The organism is Butyricimonas hominis, from assembly GCF_014287455.1.
Lineage (GTDB): Bacteria > Bacteroidota > Bacteroidia > Bacteroidales > Marinifilaceae > Butyricimonas > Butyricimonas muris.
This window is the reverse complement of the sequence record NZ_JACOOH010000006.1, coordinates 20,481-41,376: the sequence shown is the minus strand read 5'-3', so window position 1 is coordinate 41,376 and position 20,896 is coordinate 20,481. Positions and strand designations below refer to the sequence as shown.

Sequence of the window (20,896 nt, the reverse complement as noted above, 5' to 3'; positions counted from 1 at the left end):
AGTACCATGAGAAGATTGAATATATTACTGTTGATAAGTCTTGTGCTAATCTGTCAGGCTTGTGATGATTTTTTGGCGAAAACTCCTTCGGATGAAGTAACTCCGGAATCTACCCAAGCATTTAGTGAATTATTGTTGTACGAGGGATATCTGCCTAATAGTCAGGTTGTGAATAGGATGCTCTATTACATGGATGATGACGTGGAGAATAATTATCCGACCAGTACTTACTCTTCGGGATACAGGGATGCTGATATCGAGAATAAATTATTCTACACGTGGCAACCCGGGGCTGTAAATGATGTCATTAATAATACGGCGGGGAATACTTATAGTGCGACTAAGGGGGTGTTACCTTGGCAGGCTTATTTTAAATGTATCTTGGGGTGCAATATTATTCTGGTATACGCGGATGAATCCGTCGGTTCGGAAATTGACAAAAATTATTTAAAAGGAGAGGCTTATTGTCTGCGTGCGTTCCATTATTTCCAGCTGGTGAATTTGTACGGTTGGCCTTATAATGACGAGAAAAACGATCCCAAGGTAAGTTTGGGTGTTCCTATTGTTACCGAACCGGAAATCGGGGCGTTAAGTCTTGCCCGGAGTACGGTAGAACAGGTTTATTCGTTGATCGTCGAAGATATCGAGAATAGTATAAGATATTTTGATAAAGGGAAAAAGGAAAGTACGAAATACCGGGTATCTTCTCTCACTGCCCATTTGCTGGCTTCAAGAATCTATTTGTACATGGAAAATTGGGAAAAGGCGTTGGAGCATGCCCGGGTGGTTATGGGACAAAAAAAATTGTGTGATTATACACAAGGTGTACCGACGGCTATTTTTACGGCTGAAAATGATGATATTCTCTGGATGTACGGGACCAAGGATAACGTGTGGGGCATAGGTGATGCCAGTCTTTCCAGCAGTGCGTTTGTCGCTTCTTATAGTCTGTATGAATCCTTTGAAAGTGAAGATTGGAAAGATGCCCGTGCTGACGGTTTCTTCTCTGTGGCAAGGGATAGTGTATTTGACTCGCATTACGATTATGAAACGGGACAGGTTATTAAGGAACTTATTAGTACGAGTGTCATGGTTTCCGTTTTGAAATACCCGACTTCAACATCAGCTTACACGCAAGGAGTGCGGGTGACGGAGGCTTACCTGAACGCGATCGAAGCATTGTTGGGACAATACAAGGCGGGAAATGCCGGGGCAGGAAATGAGGCATTGCAATTGTTGAACGACTTCCGTTCCAAACGTTACGTGTCTGCGGGCGGAGCTGCCCTTCCCGGTATTGAGATGAAAAATGCCGATGAATTAATAGATATCTATCGTCTGGAACGCCGGAAGGAGTTGTGTTACGAGGGACAACGCTGGTTCGATTTGCGTCGTTTCGGTATGCCCCGTTTGGAAAAGATTTGGGCTCTTGACGGGAATACACGAGAGAAATACGTGTTGGAGAAGCATGACCCTCTGTACGTGTTGGAAATTCCTGCTTACGTGACAGATTTGAATAGTGGCTTGCAATTGAACGAGACGTTATCGTCTCCGCGTTTACCCGTGAGTTTATAATAAAATAGTAGAAGACATATGAATAGGAAGATTTTTTTGAAACCGGTAGTTTTTGTATTTGCCGTGTGTTCTTTCATGATAGGAGGATGTAATCAGGATGACGATCCGATTGTTCCTTCCGAGGCCTTATCCGTGAAATACGTTCTCCCGCAGGGGAACGAGAAGTACGATTCGTTGATACTCGATTTTTACAACGAGAATAAGATATTTATTCTGTACGAGTACGGGGCGCATGATCCGCTATGGAATATCCAGTCTATCGAGGGGTACGGAATCTACCGTATCGTACCGCCTAAAAAAGAGAATCTTGAAGCGGGAGTGAACAGTTTGTTCGATTTATGGTTGGATCTTTACCCGGGAGAATTTTTCGTGGGACGCCTGCCTCATTATATTTATCTGGCGGACAGCATCTGGAGCGGATATTCAAATGCGGCGAATTTGACAACAAATATCAGTATTACTTTCGGTAATATCAACGAGAGCCTGCAGAACATGACAGCAACGACGAAAAGTACTTTCAAAAAGAATATCAATAGTGCTTTCTGGACTTATATTATTGATAACGGGAAATTTGAAGTTCCGGTAGCGTTGGATTTGGATTATTCGTTAGCAACAGATTTAATAGCAGGATATAATATGGGAATTATTCACGGGAGTACTTACAAATTGAACCTTCAGGAAGATTTCAAAAAAACGATAGATTATTTGATGTCGACGAGTCAAACGATCATCAATATGCGATTTCGGAGTTATCCGGCGTGCAAAACCAGAGTACAGTTATTCGTGAGCGAAATGAAGAGATTGCATGATATAGATCTGGAATTGTTGACCGGGAAAGTATTGACGGATTAGAGCGAGTTTTAATGTTTATGGGAGAAGTTGTTCGAAGAGTGGTTAAAGACTTTTTGAACCTTCTTTCCCTGTGACTCTATTTGTAATCGAATAGAAATGGAAGTTTATTACCTAATTTTTAATAGAATAGTATGAAAAATTGTATGTATGCATTGTTGGTAATATTAATATTATTACCGGGTTATGGAAAGTTGTTTGCCTCGAATGAGGTAAAGAGCGGTTACGGATGTCTGTATGATACCTTGACCAAGGATAGTACTAAAGAGGCCGAGGTGCGGCGAAAATTGAAAGAGGTCATGGATAAAAAGAAATCCAACCGGAAAGAGGTCGCTGAAAGTGATACCTTGGTGAATGATAGTGCAAAAATGGCGCAGGAAGAAGCGAAAAGAAAATTGAAGGAATTTTCGGAAAAACGGAAAACTGCGTATGATCGCTTGTTTGCAGACAAGGCATTTGAAACTTCTGAAAGTGATTTCATCACGCTGCACAAGATAGACAAGAAACTCTATTTTGAAATGCCTCTTGAATATTTCGGACGGGAAATGGTGCTTTCTTCCGCGGCTTCGGAAACAAGTAACAGCGTGTTTGCCGATATGGCACACAGAACGATGATGCACGTGAAATTCAAGTTGGTCGATTCGTTAGTTTATTTGCAACGTGTAAATACCACGACTACTTATGACGCGAAAGAAAAAAATATCAAGTCGGCGATTGAGGCTAATTCTTTAGATGTTGTTGTCGAGGCGTTTAAAATTTCAGCTTTTAAACCGGATCAAACGACAGTCGTGTTCGAGGTAACTAAATTTTTCACGGAAGAGAACGAGTATTTGCCATTATTCCGGGGAAACTATTCCGTTTTTAATATTTTGCCGAAAATGAAATATGGTGCTTCGGTTGTGAGTAGTATCAAAACGTTTGATGATAATCTGACGGTAAAGGTACTTATGCCTTACACGGTGAGTCTGACTTATTTAATGTCAACCTACGCGAGAGCGGATGTGACGGTGGTTGCTACTCGTTCCCTGATGTTGTTGCCCGAGGATAAAATGCGTCCCCGTAAGAGTGATTCGCGTGTCGGCATCTTTTTGACGGATAAGGAACATTTCACGCAAGCTGAAGACCGGTTGGTCACTTATTCCGTGGCACATCGCTGGCGTGTTGAACCCAAGGATGTCAATGCTTACAAGCAAGGTAAACTGGTAGAGCCGAAAAAGCCGATCGTGTGGTACGTGGATACGGCTTTCCCGAAAGAATGGATCGAACCGGTTAAGAAAGGCATTTTGCGCTGGAATAAAGCGTTCGAGAAAATCGGTTTCAAGAATGTGATGCAGGTACGGGATTTCCCCAAAAATGATACGATCTTTGATCCGGATAATTTGAAGTACTCTTGTGTGCGTTATTTACCCACGAGTATCGCTAATGCCATGGGTCCCTCGTACGTGGATCCTACCACGGGAGAAATTATCAGTGCTTCCGTGTTAGTTTACAGTAATATGGTGCAGATGATTAATAATTGGCGTTTTGTCCAGACTGCACAAATAGATCCGTTGGTGAGAAACAAGAAAATGCCTAAAAAGATTATGGATGAATCTATCGAATACGTGGTAGCTCACGAAATCGGTCATACACTCGGATTTATGCATAATATGGCGGCGTCTGCCGCAATCCCGGTAGAATCTTTACGTTCGGCGGAGTTCACGAAAAAATACGGGACAACACCTTCTATCATGGATTATGCCCGTTTCAATTATGTCGCGCAACCCGGGGATAAAGGTGTCAGATTGACTCCCCCTGATTTGGGGGTATATGATGAATATCTGGTAAAATGGAATTACGAGTATTTCCCGACAGCTAAAAGTATGAATGAAGAAGCGGTAATTCTGGAAAAAATGGTAGATGCCAAAGCCGGGGATCCGATGTATCGTTACGGTCGTCAACAAGTATATAGCCGTTATGATCCGAGTGCGCTGGAGGAAGATTTGGGTGATGATCCGATGAAGGCGGGAGAGTACGGGATTAAAAATTTGAAATACATTTTGTCAAATTTGGATTCTTGGATTAAAGATGATCCGGACGATTCTCACAAGTTGAGTCTTTATCAAGGTATTTGTAACCAGTATTATCGGTATATTCGTAACGTGATGTATAATATCGGGGGAATCTATTTATCCGAGGTGAAAGAAGGGACTCCGGGAGAACGGGTTGTTTCTGTTCCCAGAGAAAAACAGAAAGCTTCGATGAAATGGGTGATGAACGAGTTTCGCAATTCGGATTGGGTATGTGATAAGAAATTGATTAGTAAATTCCCTCTTGGAATTGATATGGGAGTAATGATCCAAAAATCATTAGCCTTGAGTTTGCATCAATTGTATAAGGGTGTGATGTTGTCCGCGCACGTTGCGACGGATCCTTACACGGTAGAGGAGTTCTTTGATGATTACTACAATTTGGTTTTTGAAAATACGATTAATGGCAAACCTTTGACAGAGGGGGACAAAATGTTGCAAATGGCTGCCGTGAATATGGTAGCGGAAACGTTTAAGGATAAACAATCCGGAGGATTATTCGGGGTTGTGAATGCACAAGATGCGTATAGACCTTCCTTGGAAGATGTGCTTGCTTACGGGTTGGATGAATCCGGACTCACGAATAAATTTGCCGGTGAATTAAGAAGAGAAGAATGCCGGGATATGCCGGAAACTATTGAATTCGGTTCCGGGTATGGATGGCAAAGGCAAATTTCCGTGTTGGCTATAGATAATTCGGACATTCATATATATACGTTAGGGAAACGGATTCAACGTTTGTTGGAGAGTAAAGTTTCCACGTCACAAGGTGCGGAGCTTATGCATTATGAAGCGTTATTATTTATGTTAGAGAGAAGATTAAAAAAATAGTCGGGAAGCATAAATGTATTTTAGTAAGGTCGAGGGAATTCTTTTATGAAGAATTTCCTCGACTTTTTTCAGGGTAATACATGAATATTGTTTATTTTTGTTTCATAAATAAAGATAACATGGTGATGTAATGCGAGATATTATATCGGATATAAAATTAGGGAATCTGAAGGCATTCAAGGAATTCTTTGATGATTACTATATCATGTTATGTGTTTTTGCCGCTAAATACCTGAAAGATGATGAGCAATGTAAGGATGTTGCTCAGGAAGCCTTAGCCGATTATTGGGAAAGACGAGAGCGTTTTGGCGATATTTATAAAGTGAAAGCGTATCTTTACACGATCACCCGCAACCGTTGTTTAAATATCTTGCGACACGAGAAAGTAAGTCAGGGGTATTTGGAGAAATACGGGCGGGAGTTGGAATCCGAGGGTGTTTTCGAGGATTGGGTTGTGGCGCAGGAAACTTATCTTTTAGTGTGGAAGGCTGTAAATGCGTTACCGCCGCAGATGCGGACTATCATTCGTTATTCTCTTGACGGATTGACAAATCCCCAGATTGCAAAAGAAATGGGGATTGGTGAAGGTTCCGTGAAATCTCTGAAACAAACTGCCTATCGTAAATTGAGAGAGCAATTGAAAGAACATTTTTATTTGTTGTTATTGTTTTGCTGATTTCAATCTTGGTAGAGTAGTGGTAAAGCCGCCTTGAAGCCGCAGTAAATCCGGAGTAATAATCTCCCTTGTTCGTTTATGGGATGTTTCCGCTTTTATGTTGCTATAATCTTTTTTGTAGCAACATAAGAGCGGGAACGGAGAGAGTACGGTAGGTGAGGTATTATTACGGTTACTCTTCTTCGGATTTACAGTGGAATTTGAGTGAAATAAGGGCGATTTCTTGGGGGATGGGGTTAATTTCGTGGGTTAGGATTATTTTTTTGTAATTTTTTTCGGTTTTCGACTATTCCTATTTTGCACTTTGCGTGTTATAGTATAAAATAGCAATAGTAAATATTATGAGTTTGTCGAAAAAACATTTTAAGATAGCGGAAATTCTAGCAGCTATTTTCATGAATACTCACTCGGGGGAGGAGAGGGAAAAGTATGAGCTTTGGGAAAGAGAAAACGGTCGTTTGGCTAAGGAGATTTTCAACAGAGAGAATTATGACGAATTTGTGCGTGTCGCGGAGCGATTTGATTGTCAGGAGGGATGGCAGGTTTTCGTGGAGAATCGAAAAATAAAGGTGCTTTCGGGAGAGAAGCAAGGTGGTCGGGTAAATCGGTTCAAGTTCGTTTCCAGATACGCGGCGGTGGGGATAATACTAATCGCTTGCGGGTTATTCTTTTGGTTGAATCGTTCTCGGGAAGAAGAGCCGAAACAACCTGTTTTTGCTTACCAGATAGAAGCGGGGACTACCGGGGCACGTCTGACATTGGCTGACGGGAAAACGGTGGATATCGTGAAAGACCAAACATTCATGATGAAGGAAACGGATGGGACTCTGCTCGTGACGGATTCGATGGGAATAGATTATGTCGCGCATGATGTAAAGGATGAGGAGGAAATCCGAAACACGATAAGTACGTTGACGGGAATGGAGTACACGTTGACCTTGTCAGACGGCACGAAAGTCTATTTGAACGCGGAATCGAAATTATGTTTTCCCGTGTGTTTCAAAGGGGCACAGAGAGTGGTGGAGTTGTCCGGTGAAGCTTATTTTGAAGTCGCCGAAGATGCCGCGCATCCGTTCGTGATAAAGACTCGCGATATTTCGGTCAAAGTATTGGGGACTTCTTTTAATCTGCGAGCTTATGAAGATGAAGAGGTGGTGACGACGACATTAACAGCAGGGAAAGTACAGGTCTTTGACGGTCGGCAATTCAAGGATATTGTTCATGGGGAGCAAGTGGTTTACGAAAAGGCTGCAAGGACTATGGAGGTTAGTAAAGTCGAAGTCGGACGTTACATGGCTTGGCGGGAAGGAAAGTTCGTGTTCCGGAACGAGCGTTTGGAGGATGTGATGAAGTATTTGGCTCGTTGGTATAACGTGCGTTACGAATTTATGAATGAAGATGCGAAAAATATGCGGGTGGGAGCCAAGTTAAATAGGTACAATAACATGAATCCGATTATCGAGATGTTGAAGAAAAATCCGAGTATTTCTATATCCCGGAAGGATGGTGTGTTTTATATATCAAGCGAATAAGACAAAACATGCGTTTGTGCTGGTGACACAAACGCATGGACAACTAATAAATAGTAGTTCATTTATTAATCTTTCAAAATTATGAAGAAAAAACGAGATTCAGGGACCTTTTTTCGAGGAATCTGGCAAAAAATTTTACTAGTTATGACATTGAAAATGTGTTTGCTTATGCTTACTTGTTTTCAGGTGACAGCTGCGGTGCATTCCCAGAATAAGCTTTTGGATGTGCGTTTGGAAAATGCTTCTCTGGAACAAGTGATTTGGGAATTGGAAAAAAAGACCGATTTCACGTTTATGTATTGGACGACCGAGATCAAGGATGTTAAAGTGTCTTTGAACATGCAGCAAAAATCGATGAAGGAGATTTTGGATTATTGCTTGCGTGACACGAAGTTGAGGTATGAGATTAACGAGGAAACGGTTGTGATCTATCGTGTAAAGGATGACAAGCAGGAGAAAAAGAAGATTGTTGTTAATGGTGTCGTGAAGGATGAGGCCGGGGAACTTTTACCGGGGGTAACGATCGTGTTAAAGGGTACCTCTATCGGAGTTTCCACGGATGTGGATGGAAAATTCCGGTTGGAGTTACCTGAGCAAGAATCCATCGTTCTGGTGGCTTCTTTCGTGGGGATGCGGAATGTTGAAGTGAAGGTTACCCCGGGCAAAGAGGTGAGTATCGTGATGAAAGAAGAGGTAGAGTCGATAGACGAGGTTGTGGTGAACGGTTATTTCACGCAAAACCGTAACAGTTACACGGGGGCGGTGACGTCTGTAAAGGGTGAACAATTGTTGGAAATATCGAAGACGAATATGCTCAAGGCGTTGTCTTTTGTTGTTCCCGGTTTGCGTATCGTGGATGACAATGTCAACGGTTCGAATCCTAATAAGGTGCCGGAAATTATCCTCCGGGGTATGAATTCGCTTGATAGTGAAAAGATGGAACAAGGATTGAATCGTCCTTTGATTATCATGGATGGGGTGGAAATCAGCCTGCAGCAATTGTATGACTTGGATATGTTTGACATTGATCGAGTGGATGTTCTGAAAGATGCTTCCGCCACGGCAATGTATGGGGAAAAAGCTGCCAACGGTGTTATCGTGGTCATGAGAAAGAAGGTGACGGAAAGTAAATTGAGGGTACGTTATAATTTTGTGCCTAACATTGGATTTCCTGATGTTTCTTCTTTTAATCTTTGTTCGCCGTGGGAGAAATTGGAGTTGGAACGATTGTTTGGAAAATACGATAGTAACATAGGTGAATACGATGAACTCTATTACGAGAAATTGAAACGGGTGAATGCCGGTGTGAATACCGACTGGAAATCTATTCCGTTGCGCAATTCCTGGTCGCATAACCATTCTTTGAGCATCACCGGACGGGGAAGCGGCATGGACTACGGTATTTCCGCTCATTATTCGGATGATCGGGGTGTTATGAAAGGGGACTATCGCCGCAGTTTTGATTTGGGATTCTATTTCTCTTATTTTTGGAACAACAAACTGACGGTGAGTTTCCGTTCCGATTTCAATAAATTGAATTCCAAGGATTCGCCTTATGGTAGCTATAATTCGTGGGTGGAAATCAATCCTTATGATTCGCCTGTGGATGAAAACGGGGAATGGGTAAAAGTGTTGTCATACGACAAGATTAATCCGATTTACAATGCCACGTTGAGCAGTTTCAGTAAAGCGGAGAGCAAGCGTTTTTCCAATAACTTAAGTGTGAGATGGGATATCGTGAAAGGAGTATATTTTACCGCTAATGCCAATTATACTATGGGAGACGGTCAGACGGATGCTTTTGTTTCTCCGGAGGATTCTCGTTTCTTGATAGATGGCATTAAGGAAGATGAAAAAGGTTCTTATAACTTGAGCGGGGACAAGAATTATTCTTGGGCTTTTTCAGGTGTGTTAAATTACAATCTTGCTTTGGACGAGCATGGGACTATGTTGAGTTTTCATGGCGGATTGGACATATCGCAGGACAAAAGAAGTTCGTTTGCTTTTTCGGGGGTGGGATTTACGAAAGATCGTTTGAATAACTTGAACTTTGCGCAGCGTTATCCTGAAGAGGGGAATCCTACCGGGAGTGAATCCTATAGTGCAACGGTGGCTTATTTCGGTAATGTCAATTTTATATTGAAAGACCGTTATTTCGTGGATTTTTCGTATCGAACTTCTGGTAATGCCACGATTTCTAAAGACCGGCGTTGGGCGCCTTTTTGGTCAGTTGGTTTGGGGTGGAACCTGCATAACGAGAAATTCATTGCTGATTTGGCATGGGTACAGAGTTTCCGGATTCGGGGAAGTGCGGGATATGTGGGAAGCAACAATTTCGGGGGAGTTCTAGCACAAACTATATATAGTTATAGTGATAATGCGTATGACGACAATCTCGGGGCTTTGCCGTCGGCGATGGGAAATGACAAACTGAAATCGCAACGTACGTTGAAATTGGATGTCGGCATGGATGTCAACTTATTCAATGACCGTTTAGGAGTGAAGTTGGATTTCTATAAGGAGATTTCTAAGGATTTGTTGATGGATGTTTCGTTGCCGCCTTCCATAGGATATGACAAGGTTAAATACAACTTGGGCGAAAGTGCCAACTGGGGGTATGAACTTGCTATTGCTGGAACGGTTATTCGTACGCAGGATTGGAGCTGGACATTGAATTTCACGACGAGCCACACGGAGAACAAAATCAAAAAGATCAGTAATTCACTGAAAAATATAAATTCGGAAAATCGGGACGAAAACACCTCTTCACCGAGAATCCAGTTGGAGGAGGGGGAATCCTCCACCGCAATTTATGCCGTGCGTTCCGCCGGTATAGACCCGGCAACGGGAAAAGAGATTTTTATCAAAAAGGATGGTACTTACACTTTTATTTATGATCCGAAGGACAAGGTGGCGGTCGGGAACAAAATCCCTATTATGCAGGGGGGAATTTCGACCGGTGTTCGGTGGAAAAACCTCACGCTGTTTGCCGGCTTGACCTATACGTTCGGAGGAGATATCTATAATACCACGCGGGCAGGAAAAATTGAGAATATCACCATCGAAAACAACGTGGACCGTCGGGCGTTCACCGAACGTTGGAAGAGCGTGAACGATTACGTGATGTATCCGAATGTAAAAGAGCCGTCAACCGGTCACACGGAACGTTTCGTGGAGCGCAATAACGAATTGTATCTTTCCTCCATCAACATTTCTTATAATTTGGAAGGTGATTGGTTGAAAAAAATCGGATTGAGGCGGTTAGGGTTGGGGATCGGTTTCAGCGACATTGCCCGGTTGAGTACGGTGAAGTATGAACGGGGTACCGGTTATCCCTATATGAGAGGATACAATTTTACCATTAGTCCGACATTCTAAAAATTGACGATACGATGAAAAGATTAACGATATTATGGGTTTTCGTGGCTCTCTTGTGGGGAGGGTGCGATGATTTTCTGACTTCGCGAGATAATACGCAAGTGTTGGAAAAGACGTTGTTTGCAGACCGAGAAGGTGTGGAAGATGCGCTGTATGGGATATATAGCGGATTGGCAAAACCGGAATTATACGGTTTTTATGTGCCTTGCCGGATGGATTTGTTAGCACAGTTTTACAAACCTGGAAATACTGCGTTGTATGATGTGCTGCATTATGATTTTTTGAAACCGGCGGGAAGGGAGGTGTGCAATTCGATTTGGAAAACGATGTACCGTTCGATTAGCGACATCAATAGTTTTTTGGCGAATTTGGATGCTTACGAGGGAGAGAGCCTCATGTTCGGAGATCTTTACCGGGGAGAAGCGTTGGGATTGCGGGCTTACCTGCATTTTGATTTGCTCCGGATGTATGCTCCGGTAAAATTGGGAGAGCGGGGCATTCCTTATATTACCCGGTTTGGTTCTTCAGTGACCTCGTTCTCGACAGTAAAGGAGTGTTACAATTTGATCATCGACGATTTGTTGGAAGCTGAGAAACTGTTGCGGCAGGACGACACGCTCTTGATGTTGCCGCGGGTGCGTTCGCATGAGTTTGTGATCTGCCGAAATCGTGAGGTGCATTTTAATTGGTATGCCGTGCAGGCTACTCTGGCACGGGTTTATTACATGCGCGGGGAACCGGGTGATTTGGAAAAGGCGGGGGAATATGCTCGGGCGGTCATTGATTCCGAGAAGTTTCCTTTGATCAGTGATCCGAAAGATGCCCGTTTTGTCGTGGCGGGAGTGGTGGCTGAAACGGAAGCCGTTTGGGGGCTATCCAACAAGAATTTGTACGATCCGATGGCAGAGTGTTTTCTGACGACTTCCGATTACAGTGCGTATAAACCTTCCGATAGTGATATGAGTCTCTACGAATCTAAGGCGGGAAACGATTGGCGTAAGGAGTGGCTTATCGCACCTCCAGGTACCGGAGGTTCTACCCGATGGGTCAAAATAATCGATCCTGTGGAGGCGGGTATTTCTTCCTTGATGCCAGCGGGCGTGGAAGGGGTGAATCAGATCCGCGTGACGGAAATGTATTTGATAGCAGCGGAGGCGGCGTTGGAGAGTCACCCGGAAACAGCACGGAAATATTTGGAGGATTTAGTCTCTTCGCGCGGTTTGGAACGGTTTGAGGGTGAGGTGACGTTGGAGAACATTGATAAGGAGTGGCGGAGAGAGTTGGCACAGGAGGGGCAGGTGTGGTTCAGGATGAAACATCGTCACCCGGAAACCGTGGAAGCGGTGGATAGGAACGTCATCACCATGACCGAAGAGATGTGGCAATTGCTTATTCCGGACGATGAGTTTGAGTTTAGAGAAGATTTCACTATGTAAATAGAGCAGAATATGAAAGTAAATACGATATTGAATCGATTTTTGGGACTTTGTTGCTCCCTTTTGGCGGTTTTCGCTTTTGGGGGTTGCGAACGAGAATATTTGTGGTACGACGCCGAGGCAAAGGACGGGGTGTATTTTCTGGGAGGGAAAGATACTGTTTATGTGGTTACAAGGGCATCGGGAGGAGAAAAATGGATAGTGTACGGTGAGAGGGTGGATATCCTCGGATTTACCCGGGATGTCGACCGGCGTTTCAAGGTGGAGGTGGTCGATTCCTTGACCACGATACCTGCCGACTGTTTCTCTTTCAAGGACACGTGTAATATCACGGCTGGCGAAACTTTCGGTTTTTTGAATTTTTCTTATGCCTATTCCGAAACGGACACTTTTTCGCTTGGGTTGAGAATTGTGGAAAATGACAACTTCCGTCCCGTGATGGTTTCGCAGGAGTGTTTCCTTTTGCTTCCGTATAAACTGACAGAACCCGATTGGTGGTCTGCAAACAGTAATATGTTTGGGGCGCCGTGGACACCTCGCTTGCACGAGTTGTTTATGCGGTTCTATCATGCGGTGGAACAGAAAGAACCTTATGTGTGGACGTCGTATTTTGAACCGGAGTTGGGTAAGGATTGTGAAAAGGTTTGGTCTGGAACGCATTATTATGGGTGGTTTCGTAAGACATGGTATGAGCCTTATGGGACCTTGCTTCGGAAATATGTGGCCCGTCCTTTGTATGATTATTTGAAAGAGCATCCGGAAGACGGAGACTATACAAGCATGCCTGATCCTTATCTTTAATTAAATAAAACATAATATGAAAAAGATATATATACGATTGTTGTTGTGGTTGTTTGTAGTGTCTGCGGGAATGGTTTCCTGTATTCATGACGACACAACCGGATTTGTGAACGAAATCCCCGAGCTTTCGATTGTCAAAGTGAAGGGAGAGGGCGTCAACGAAGAGGGAAAGAAGGCGTACGCAGAATTTATGATGCCAGTGCATTTTGAAGCGGAGGTGAATCATTCCGAAAATGAGGTGGTGTATGAGTGGAAGGTGGGATACGTAAACGAATGGAAAGACGGAAAGCCGGTGATGGATTCGTTGTATTTGGTTTCGGAGAAACCGGTGTTGGAACATTCTTTTAATCGAGTAGGGGAGTTCTTGGTACGTTTGCGGGTGTCTGATGGGTTTAGTAGTGCTTTCTACTACATGATGGTGGAAATCAAGGCTGGAATGGAAAGGGGATTGCTGGTGTTAAGTTCTGATGATGCGGGGAAAGGTCGGTTGTCTTTCTGTTCTGTGCTGGAAGATGCGAATGAATTGTTGAAGGCAAAGAAAGAAGACTTTGACTGGGAGGTGTGGAGCAGAATAAATCCAGACTATGAGTTAGTGGATGCTTTGGACATGAGTTTAATGGATTTTGGGAAGTATAAAAACTCCGTGTTTGTGATTTCCAAGTTCAATCGGTGTGTGTATGAATTGGAGCCCAATACGCTACTCGTGTTGCGCAAGATAGATTTGACTCTTTTGGTGTCGGAATTGAATATACAACCGGTGGCATTGTCTCCGTGTAGAGATGAATTGGTGGTGCTGTCCGAGAATGGTATCGTGGTAGGATCTCAATTGACGTCGAACGGATTGATGAGCGATGCTTGGGGGGCAAAGATGAAAGGAACGAAGATGTATCAGGCGGTGATTTGGAATGACAATGATAAAGTGACGCAATCGATGCCTGTAGTAGCGGAAGATGAAAAATTGGTATGCTATACAAATCTTTTGGGAAAGGCATCACTTGACTCCGGCACTGATTTTGAAGGACGTCGGATTGTCAATTTTTTGATAGTGGGGAATACAAATTTGAAAAAGAGTTTGCTCGTGGTAAGCCAATCGAAAAATGACCCCGGGAAGGTGTGGGTAACGAATTATGTTTCGGGGATTGAGGCATTGTGGAATATGGAGGTAATTTTCGGGCATGAAAGTGGGGAAGAGAAATGGAGTGATAAGTCTTACGAACTTTCTGCTCCGTTGACTTTGACCGAGGAATCCGATATGTTGTATAACACGAAGTATAGTAATAGCATATTCTACAATAGCGGTAACTCCATATATCGTTGGAGGCATGGCTCCGATATTTCTGAGGTGGAGTTGGTTACCTCCGTGCCCGGAGAAATTACCTGTATGGCGCAAAGTCCTGATGAAGAGTATTTGTACGTTGGAACTTACGACCCTGCGGCAACCGGATTGAAGGGAAGCGTTTATATTTATAAAACGGAAAACCTGCAATTGGTGAACAGTTTTGTCGGTGTGGCTGATAAACCGTTGAAATTATTTTATAAGGATACAAAATAAAAACAAATGACAAAGATTTATATGTTTTTCGTGCTTGTCCTCCTCGGTTTCTCCGAGGGACAAGCCATTGCCTCTACCTCGGGGAGCGTGGAGAAGAATGTGGCGGATACGCTGAAAGCCGGGATGGCGTCACCGGATTTTCGTTACCGGGATGTGAACGGTAAAATCGTGACATTAAAAAGTTTGAGGGGAAAATACGTGTATATTGATGTGTGGGCGATGTGGTGCGGACCTTGTTGTGCTGAGATTCCCCATTTGAAAGAATTGGAGCGGAAGATGCGTGGTAAAAAGATCGTTTTCGTGAGTATGTCAGTGGACGAGAGTCGGAAGGCATGGTTGAAATACGTGAAAGATAACAAGATGGGGGGCGTACAATTAAATGCAGAGGGGAAAGAGGAGTTTATGAAAGCCTATCACATAAATGGAATACCTCGTTTTATTTTGTTAGATAAGAAAGGGAAAATTGTGGATGCTGATATGACGCGTCCTTCTGATCCAGAAACGTTGAAACGATTATTAGAATTGAAAGGAATTTAAGGAGATGAGAAAAAGTATTGTTGTGTTGTTTTTGTTGATTGCTGGTAGTGTATTTGCCAGCAATCGTCGGTCAATGAAAGTGGATGGATGCGAATATGTTGTGTTGGCTAGTAGATCGGTAGAACAGGATAAAGCTTGGAATGGGGTTGTAGAGGCTTTACAGAGATTGCACGGTGCGGAGGTGGTATATTACGCGGAGAAGCCTGCTGAGACATTGGAGGCATTGCGACGTATGCGCCCTCGTTATGTTGCGGTAGTAGAGAAACCGGAGCAGATTACCCGGGATTATATTATTGGGATGCATATTTTGTCGCGTAAAGTAACTTCTTCGATATATGCCGATTTCATGTGGGGAATTATCACGGGGCTTGATGCGGATATGGCGATGAAGATGGTGAATAATGCTAAAGAGCCACTCGAGATTCGCAACGGGTTGATATCACAGAATAGAGTGGAATTGACTGAGGCGGACTGGGAGCGGTTTGGGTATGTGAGTTGGGGAAAATCAGGGATGAAAATGGAACGAGGAGATACGTTGGCAATGGAATATTGGCCAGCCGTGAAACAGGTTGAAAAATTTAATGATCTTTATCGAAGAGTGAAGCCTGATTTCGTGTTGAGTGAGTCTTATGCTCCTAATTACCATTTGTCCATGCCTGATAACTTCAGCGTACACGAGAGAATTTATGCCCGGGATGGTATTTTTCATCACGTGATGCAGGAGGTTAAAATTGAAGATAATCAGATATCTCGTCAAGACACGTCGGATAACGAGATGAATTGGGCGGGTGAGCGGAAAGTATATATTGCCGCGGGATCTTACGGTTGTGATGTGGATAAGCCCGAAAAGAGTTGTGCGTTGGCATGGATGGGACGTCCGAATGTAACTTCAATGGTGGGATACCCGGTAAACCAAGTGATGTTGGGGCAAGCCGTGTGGGGTGGTTTGAAATTCTGGCATGTAACGCCCGGACGTTACACGATGGCAGAGGCTTATTTTTTAGGACAACAGCATATATTATATACGTTACAAAATTTTTCTCCGAGTTTGTTGGAAGCAAGTTATGATTTCAATTGGGATGTGATGAATGATATATCCGGTATATATGAGCGGATGGCGAAGGTGATGGGTAAAGAAGCTGTTGGGGATATTCTTGGTTTTTGGCAGGAGCGGGATTTATTGGCTTATTTCGGGGATCCGAAATGGGATGTGCGATTCCGACCGGAGGAAGAAACTTATACCGTGAAGACGGTTCGTAAGGGTAAAAAGTATGTGATTACATTGAAAACGAAAGAAAATTTTTCTGTGGATCGATTGGATGGAATTTATATGAGAATGTTTGATAACCAAATACCGGGAGAGCCTGCCACGGTTGGTAAAATACCGTTTGCTGTTATTTTTCCGGAGCGTTTGAAAAATCCTCGTTTAGCACCCGAGCAGGATTGGCGAGTGGCATTGTCTGATGATATGTTGTTGGTGTATGATACTTGGTTCGAGCCAGGAAAGACGTATAAATTGGTCTTGTCGGTGGATTAAAAAAAATTAATATTTTAGAGTTGTTCGTGATGAGAAGGTTTGTACTATTTATTGTTTTTTTTGCGGCTTGTATCGCAGTTCGGGGGCAGGGGGGCGTGAATTTTGAAATTCTTACTTTTGAGGAGGCTTTAACGAAAGCGAAAGCGGAGAATAAATTGCTTTTCGTGGATTGTTATACGACTTGGTGCGGACCTTGTAAGTTGATGTCTGAAAAGGTATTTCCCGACGCAAAAGTGGGCGAGTTTTTTAATCCGAGGTTTGTTGCCGTGAAGTTTGATATGGAAAAAGAAGAGGGGAAGAAATTCGGTCAAAAATATAATGTTGCAGCCTATCCCACGTTTTTCCTTATCTTGCCTGATGGTTCTATACAACATAAGATTTCTGGCGCATACGAGGCAGATGAATTTATCCGATTGGTAAAAGAAGGCATAGAGGGTACAGAATCATTAGGAAATTGGGAGGAGAAATTTCGTACCGGAGATCGAGATAAGGCATTTTTGTTTCAATATCTTCAGAAATTGAACAAGTTTAATGAATGGTCAAAAGCGGTGGTGGTGGTAGATGAGTTGTTGAAAGTGGCAAGTGATGAAGAAAAGGTATCCAAAGATTATTGGTTTATTTTTGGTAATTCGCAATTGAGTCCTTCCGATTCCAAAGCTTTTAAATTTTTAAGAGATAAACGAGAAAGATTTTACGTAGCGATTGGTCGTGAAGAGGTGGATAAACGATTGGGAGAAGATCTTTGTAATGAAATTTTGGCTATAATGGGAGGGGAGATGGTGAATGTCGGAAGTAAGCGTTTGAAGGCGATAGAGAAAGAGCTCAAAAAAATGAAATTGGTGAACGAGAAAAGTTTATTAGCTTCTTTGGAAATCGCTAAGGTGGTGGAGGGTGGTGATATTGACGAATTGTTGGATGTGTGTGAAAAAGAGATACCTATTTTACAAGGTGACTCTCAATTAGCACTTTGGGTGCTTTTTCGTTTAGCTGGTCCATTTTTGCAATATCAAGATTGTCCTTTAGCTTCGGCTACTCCCGCTCAAAAGGCTCGGTGGGAGAAGATTATTCAATTGAAGAAAAATAATTAAAACGAGGAGGAGTGTTTAACTCTCCTCCTCGTTTTAATTATTTAATATCTATCTGGATAATAGGTTGTTGTTGTACTGTGTCAAGAGGAATGGCTCTGTATTTGACACGAGCAAAATTGATCTTATTTAAATCGATACTACGGATTGCACTATCGTGCATCGTGCGGTAGTAGATTATCCGGTGTGTCATGTCGGTTGCCGAAGTCCATTGCGTTGCGCTAGGTATGTCAATGGGGTTTGTGTTCGGTGAATATTCAATCCCGATAGGAATGTCAAAATTATTTAGAATCTGGAAACATTGAAGAACGGTTTTTAAGCCTGACTCTTGTTGGGGGGCGGTGGCTTGGTAAAAAGCGGCACGCACGAAACGGGAGGGGGGAGTGATATCTCCCGGTATTCCTAGAAATCCGCTACCGTTGCCGAAGGAGGAAAGTTTTATATCGTTCAGTTGTTGTGGAGAAGCCATACCGGGGAAGAGATTGACGTAATTATTAAGATTGGTCATTTGCCATTCGAATCCCGGAGCGTTGGTTAGTACTCCTAATTTATTCTCGTAAAAGGTAGGTTTCTCGTTAATGATTTCGAGAACTACTTGGTGTCCGGAAGGATCGGCAAAACGCCAGTGCACGGTGGAGGCTTGCGGGACGATGCCAATAATATGTACTTTTTTAATGGCCTCTTTTACTTCGTCGATGTTTTTGCAACTGCCTAGTATCCAAGAAACGAGTTGTAGGTCGGAGATACTTGTCGCTTTTTGGTTCGGCTCGAACGCTTCGTATTTCCCGTAATGCGGGAAGTAGAATAATCCGGCAGAAAGCCCGGCTTCGTTAAGACCTTCTGCTACAAACTCTTTTTGTTCTACGGCTAGACCGACGTAGCCGTACCGGGCGGTGAATGGCATTCCGTCAATCCCGTCGGGCGTGTAAGATTGTTGTTTGAAGCCTCGCGGTACGATAACGTATTGGCTGTTGAGGTTGCTGCCGCCCCATTCGATGGTACGAGCCACGACACGGGAACCGTCTTTAGCGGTAAAAGATATTCCGGTGCAGGCTTTTAGGAATTGCGGTTGCAAGTTTATGGCGATAAAGAGTGCTAGTAAGATTTGTAGTTTATGTTTCATAATTGTAAATGATTTGTATTTTTTTGTAATACGGGAAAAACGAATTTCTGTTTCAAACGGATGGATACTCAAAATTTATTCGCATATTTGCTACGCTTTGAGGTGAGTAAAGAAGCAGTTATGAACAGGAATTACAGTATTATATTGGGTAACGGTACACGTCTTGATTTCAAGAGCGTGTTTAATCAATATTTCAATACTTTAGTTCTTTTCGCAGGTCGTTATCTGGGAGAGAGGGAAGAATGTGAATCACTGGTGCAGGATACTTTTCTGGCTTTGTGGGAGAATAGGCGGGAATTTCCGGATGAGGTTTCGGTGAAGGCTTATCTTTATACCACGGTGCGCAACAAGGCGTTGAATGTGTTGAAGCATCGTAAAGTGGAGCGGGAATACGTGAATGATATGCTACGGGAGGAGGACACCGAACTTTATTACATGAAGTCGGTGATAGAGGAGGAAACCCGACGGTTGATATTCACGGCGATTGATTCTTTGCCCGAACACAGCAGGAAAGTATGTTTGTTGTATATGGAGGGGATGGATAATCAGGAGATTGCCGAGGAACTGAAGATCACGTTGAACACGGTGAAATTCCATAAAAAGAATGCCTATAAATTGTTGCGTGAGAAATTAAGGGATAACTTCTATCTTCTGTTTTTTATTTAAGACATTCCAAATTTTTTTCTCTTTTTCACTACCCGTTTTTTCTTCTCGGTTGTTTTTGTAGTGTAAATGCAATAAATATATGACAAAAAGATATATTCAGATAGCGGATTTAATCTACAAAGTAAAAATAGGGATTGCTACCGATGAGGAAAAACGGGAGTTGTTCGCTTGGGTGGATGAGTCTGATTTTAATCGTCAGCTATTTGACGAGTTGTTCGAGGGAAGTGCGTTGAGCAGGAGTTATGACGAGTATCGTGCGATTCACCGGGAAGAGGTATGGCGTCGGTTGGAGCAACAAATTGCGCCCCGTCGCCGGAACTTGTCGTGGCGATGGATTGGTTACGCGGCTTCCGTGATTATGCTGGTTGCAACGGGATGGTTCGCTGTCATGATGACGGGACGGGTAGATGAGCAAAAGGAGGTGAAGAAGGTGGTGGCGATAGTACCGGGAGAGCGGAAAGCTATTTTGCATCTGGAAACGGGCAAACAAGTTGTCTTGGGGAAAAATAACGGTGTGATCGTGAACGACAGCCTGTCCGGGAAAATCGAGCAAATAGATAATACTTTGGTCTATCAAGCGGAAACCGATGTGCAGGCGGAAAAGCTGAACGTGTTGGAAGTCCCGAAAGGGGGAGAGTTTAACGTGACCTTGGCTGACGGAACGAGGGTGTGGCTGAATGCCGGGTCGAAATTGACTTATCCGGTTGCTTTCGTGGGGAATGAACGACGGGTAATACTCCGGGGAGAGGGGTATTTTGAAGTAAAAAAAGATGACACGAAACCCTTCCGTGTAGAAGTAAACGGGATGATGGTGACGGTGTTGGGTACTTCCTTTAACTTGAAATCGTTCCCTTCTGAAGAGCGGACGACCGCTACCTTGCTAAGTGGAAAGGTGGAGGTGAAAACGCTATCGGAGAGCGTGATTCTTGAACCGAACCAACAGGCGGATTTGATTGTCGGGGAAAATAAACTGGAGGTACGGGAAGTGGATGCCGAGGCGTATCGGGCATGGACGAAAGGACAGTTTGTCTTCCGTCGCGAGCGTTTGGAGTCTATTCTGGACGATGTCGCACGGTGGTATAACGTGACTGTATTCTACGAGCAGAGCCGGGCGAAGGATATTTTGTTCTCCGGTACAATGGAAAGATATTCCGATATAGCGGAAACTTTGAGGATGTTGGAGAAAACAGGTAAAGTATCATTTACAGTGGATGAACAGAAAATTATTGTGAGAATTAGATAAAAAACAAAG

15 protein-coding genes are annotated in these 20,896 nt (G+C 43.3%); 14 read left to right on the top strand and 1 reads right to left on the bottom strand.

The features are described 5' to 3' along the window. Window positions 1-6: 6 nt before the first annotated feature. The 12 genes from H8S64_RS13770 to H8S64_RS13715 all read left to right on the top strand — a co-directional run bounded on the left by H8S64_RS13770 (window position 7) and on the right by H8S64_RS13715 (window position 17,858). On the top strand, window positions 7-1,572 hold the full coding sequence (locus tag H8S64_RS13770; protein WP_186976708.1) for a RagB/SusD family nutrient uptake outer membrane protein: 1,566 nt from the start codon (window positions 7-9) through the stop codon (window positions 1,570-1,572). An 18-nt stretch (window positions 1,573-1,590) separates the two neighbouring features. Next, on the top strand, window positions 1,591-2,424 hold the full coding sequence (locus H8S64_RS13765; protein ID WP_099290530.1) for a hypothetical protein: 834 nt from the start codon (window positions 1,591-1,593) through the stop codon (window positions 2,422-2,424). A 131-nt stretch (window positions 2,425-2,555) separates the two neighbouring features. Next, window positions 2,556-5,321, top strand: a complete 2,766-nt coding sequence (locus H8S64_RS13760) for a zinc-dependent metalloprotease (RefSeq protein ID WP_255301855.1) — start codon at window positions 2,556-2,558, stop codon at window positions 5,319-5,321. A 130-nt stretch (window positions 5,322-5,451) separates the two neighbouring features. Then, on the top strand, window positions 5,452-5,997 hold the full coding sequence (locus H8S64_RS13755) for an RNA polymerase sigma factor (protein WP_099290528.1): 546 nt from the start codon (window positions 5,452-5,454) through the stop codon (window positions 5,995-5,997). Window positions 5,998-6,338: 341 nt separating this feature from the next. Beyond that, complete coding sequence (locus H8S64_RS13750; RefSeq protein ID WP_186976706.1) at window positions 6,339-7,529, top strand: FecR family protein; 1,191 nt, start codon at window positions 6,339-6,341, stop codon at window positions 7,527-7,529. 168 nt (window positions 7,530-7,697) lie between these two features. After that, window positions 7,698-10,907: a SusC/RagA family TonB-linked outer membrane protein gene (locus H8S64_RS13745; RefSeq protein WP_186976704.1), complete on the top strand. Its 3,210-nt coding sequence runs from the start codon at window positions 7,698-7,700 to the stop codon at window positions 10,905-10,907. A 14-nt stretch (window positions 10,908-10,921) separates the two neighbouring features. Beyond that, window positions 10,922-12,343, top strand: a complete 1,422-nt coding sequence (locus H8S64_RS13740; RefSeq protein ID WP_186976702.1) for a RagB/SusD family nutrient uptake outer membrane protein — start codon at window positions 10,922-10,924, stop codon at window positions 12,341-12,343. Between the two features lie 12 nt (window positions 12,344-12,355). Then, window positions 12,356-13,144 (top strand): DUF4843 domain-containing protein, encoded by a 789-nt coding sequence (locus H8S64_RS13735; RefSeq protein ID WP_186976700.1) that lies wholly within the window; start codon window positions 12,356-12,358, stop codon window positions 13,142-13,144. 16 nt (window positions 13,145-13,160) lie between these two features. Continuing rightward, the gene (locus H8S64_RS13730) at window positions 13,161-14,696 is read left to right on the top strand and encodes a PKD domain-containing protein (protein ID WP_186976698.1); all 1,536 of its coding nucleotides are present in this window, start codon (window positions 13,161-13,163) and stop codon (window positions 14,694-14,696) included. Window positions 14,697-14,702: 6 nt separating this feature from the next. Continuing rightward, on the top strand, window positions 14,703-15,233 hold the full coding sequence (locus tag H8S64_RS13725) for a TlpA family protein disulfide reductase (RefSeq protein WP_186976696.1): 531 nt from the start codon (window positions 14,703-14,705) through the stop codon (window positions 15,231-15,233). A 4-nt stretch (window positions 15,234-15,237) separates the two neighbouring features. After that, window positions 15,238-16,770, top strand: a complete 1,533-nt coding sequence (locus tag H8S64_RS13720) for a hypothetical protein (RefSeq protein ID WP_186976694.1) — start codon at window positions 15,238-15,240, stop codon at window positions 16,768-16,770. A 29-nt stretch (window positions 16,771-16,799) separates the two neighbouring features. Then, the gene (locus H8S64_RS13715) at window positions 16,800-17,858 is read left to right on the top strand and encodes a thioredoxin family protein (protein WP_099290520.1); all 1,059 of its coding nucleotides are present in this window, start codon (window positions 16,800-16,802) and stop codon (window positions 17,856-17,858) included. Window positions 17,859-17,895: 37 nt separating this feature from the next. Here the strand turns inward: H8S64_RS13715 and H8S64_RS13710 are convergent, their stop codons facing one another. Beyond that, window positions 17,896-18,978: a linear amide C-N hydrolase gene (locus H8S64_RS13710; RefSeq protein ID WP_099290804.1), complete on the bottom strand. Its 1,083-nt coding sequence runs from the start codon at window positions 18,976-18,978 to the stop codon at window positions 17,896-17,898. Window positions 18,979-19,098: 120 nt separating this feature from the next. Here H8S64_RS13710 and H8S64_RS13705 point away from each other — a divergent pair, with 120 nt between their 5' ends. Together H8S64_RS13705 and H8S64_RS13700 are read left to right on the top strand one after the other, a co-directional pair. Next, entirely contained in the window at window positions 19,099-19,644 is a 546-nt protein-coding gene (locus H8S64_RS13705) for an RNA polymerase sigma-70 factor (protein WP_099290803.1), read from the top strand. Window positions 19,645-19,723: 79 nt separating this feature from the next. Next, window positions 19,724-20,887, top strand: coding sequence for a FecR family protein (locus H8S64_RS13700; protein WP_186976692.1), 1,164 nt, complete (start codon window positions 19,724-19,726; stop codon window positions 20,885-20,887). The last annotated feature ends 9 nt before the right edge of the window (window positions 20,888-20,896 follow it).

What these genes read in the sequence shown, in the direction of transcription:
- H8S64_RS13770 (WP_186976708.1), top strand. Translation starts at nt 7, where the DNA reads ATGAGAAGATTGAATATATTACTGTTGATAAGTCTTGTGCTAATCTGT.
- H8S64_RS13765 (WP_099290530.1), top strand. Translation starts at nt 1,591, where the DNA reads ATGAATAGGAAGATTTTTTTGAAACCGGTAGTTTTTGTATTTGCCGTG.
- H8S64_RS13760 (WP_255301855.1), top strand. Translation starts at nt 2,556, where the DNA reads ATGAAAAATTGTATGTATGCATTGTTGGTAATATTAATATTATTACCG.
- H8S64_RS13755 (WP_099290528.1), top strand. Translation starts at nt 5,452, where the DNA reads ATGCGAGATATTATATCGGATATAAAATTAGGGAATCTGAAGGCATTC.
- H8S64_RS13750 (WP_186976706.1), top strand. Translation starts at nt 6,339, where the DNA reads ATGAGTTTGTCGAAAAAACATTTTAAGATAGCGGAAATTCTAGCAGCT.
- H8S64_RS13745 (WP_186976704.1), top strand. Translation starts at nt 7,698, where the DNA reads ATGCTTACTTGTTTTCAGGTGACAGCTGCGGTGCATTCCCAGAATAAG.
- H8S64_RS13740 (WP_186976702.1), top strand. Translation starts at nt 10,922, where the DNA reads ATGAAAAGATTAACGATATTATGGGTTTTCGTGGCTCTCTTGTGGGGA.
- H8S64_RS13735 (WP_186976700.1), top strand. Translation starts at nt 12,356, where the DNA reads ATGAAAGTAAATACGATATTGAATCGATTTTTGGGACTTTGTTGCTCC.
- H8S64_RS13730 (WP_186976698.1), top strand. Translation starts at nt 13,161, where the DNA reads ATGAAAAAGATATATATACGATTGTTGTTGTGGTTGTTTGTAGTGTCT.
- H8S64_RS13725 (WP_186976696.1), top strand. Translation starts at nt 14,703, where the DNA reads ATGACAAAGATTTATATGTTTTTCGTGCTTGTCCTCCTCGGTTTCTCC.
- H8S64_RS13720 (WP_186976694.1), top strand. Translation starts at nt 15,238, where the DNA reads ATGAGAAAAAGTATTGTTGTGTTGTTTTTGTTGATTGCTGGTAGTGTA.
- H8S64_RS13715 (WP_099290520.1), top strand. Translation starts at nt 16,800, where the DNA reads ATGAGAAGGTTTGTACTATTTATTGTTTTTTTTGCGGCTTGTATCGCA.
- H8S64_RS13710 (WP_099290804.1), bottom strand. Translation starts at nt 18,978, where the DNA reads ATGAAACATAAACTACAAATCTTACTAGCACTCTTTATCGCCATAAAC.
- H8S64_RS13705 (WP_099290803.1), top strand. Translation starts at nt 19,099, where the DNA reads ATGAACAGGAATTACAGTATTATATTGGGTAACGGTACACGTCTTGAT.
- H8S64_RS13700 (WP_186976692.1), top strand. Translation starts at nt 19,724, where the DNA reads ATGACAAAAAGATATATTCAGATAGCGGATTTAATCTACAAAGTAAAA.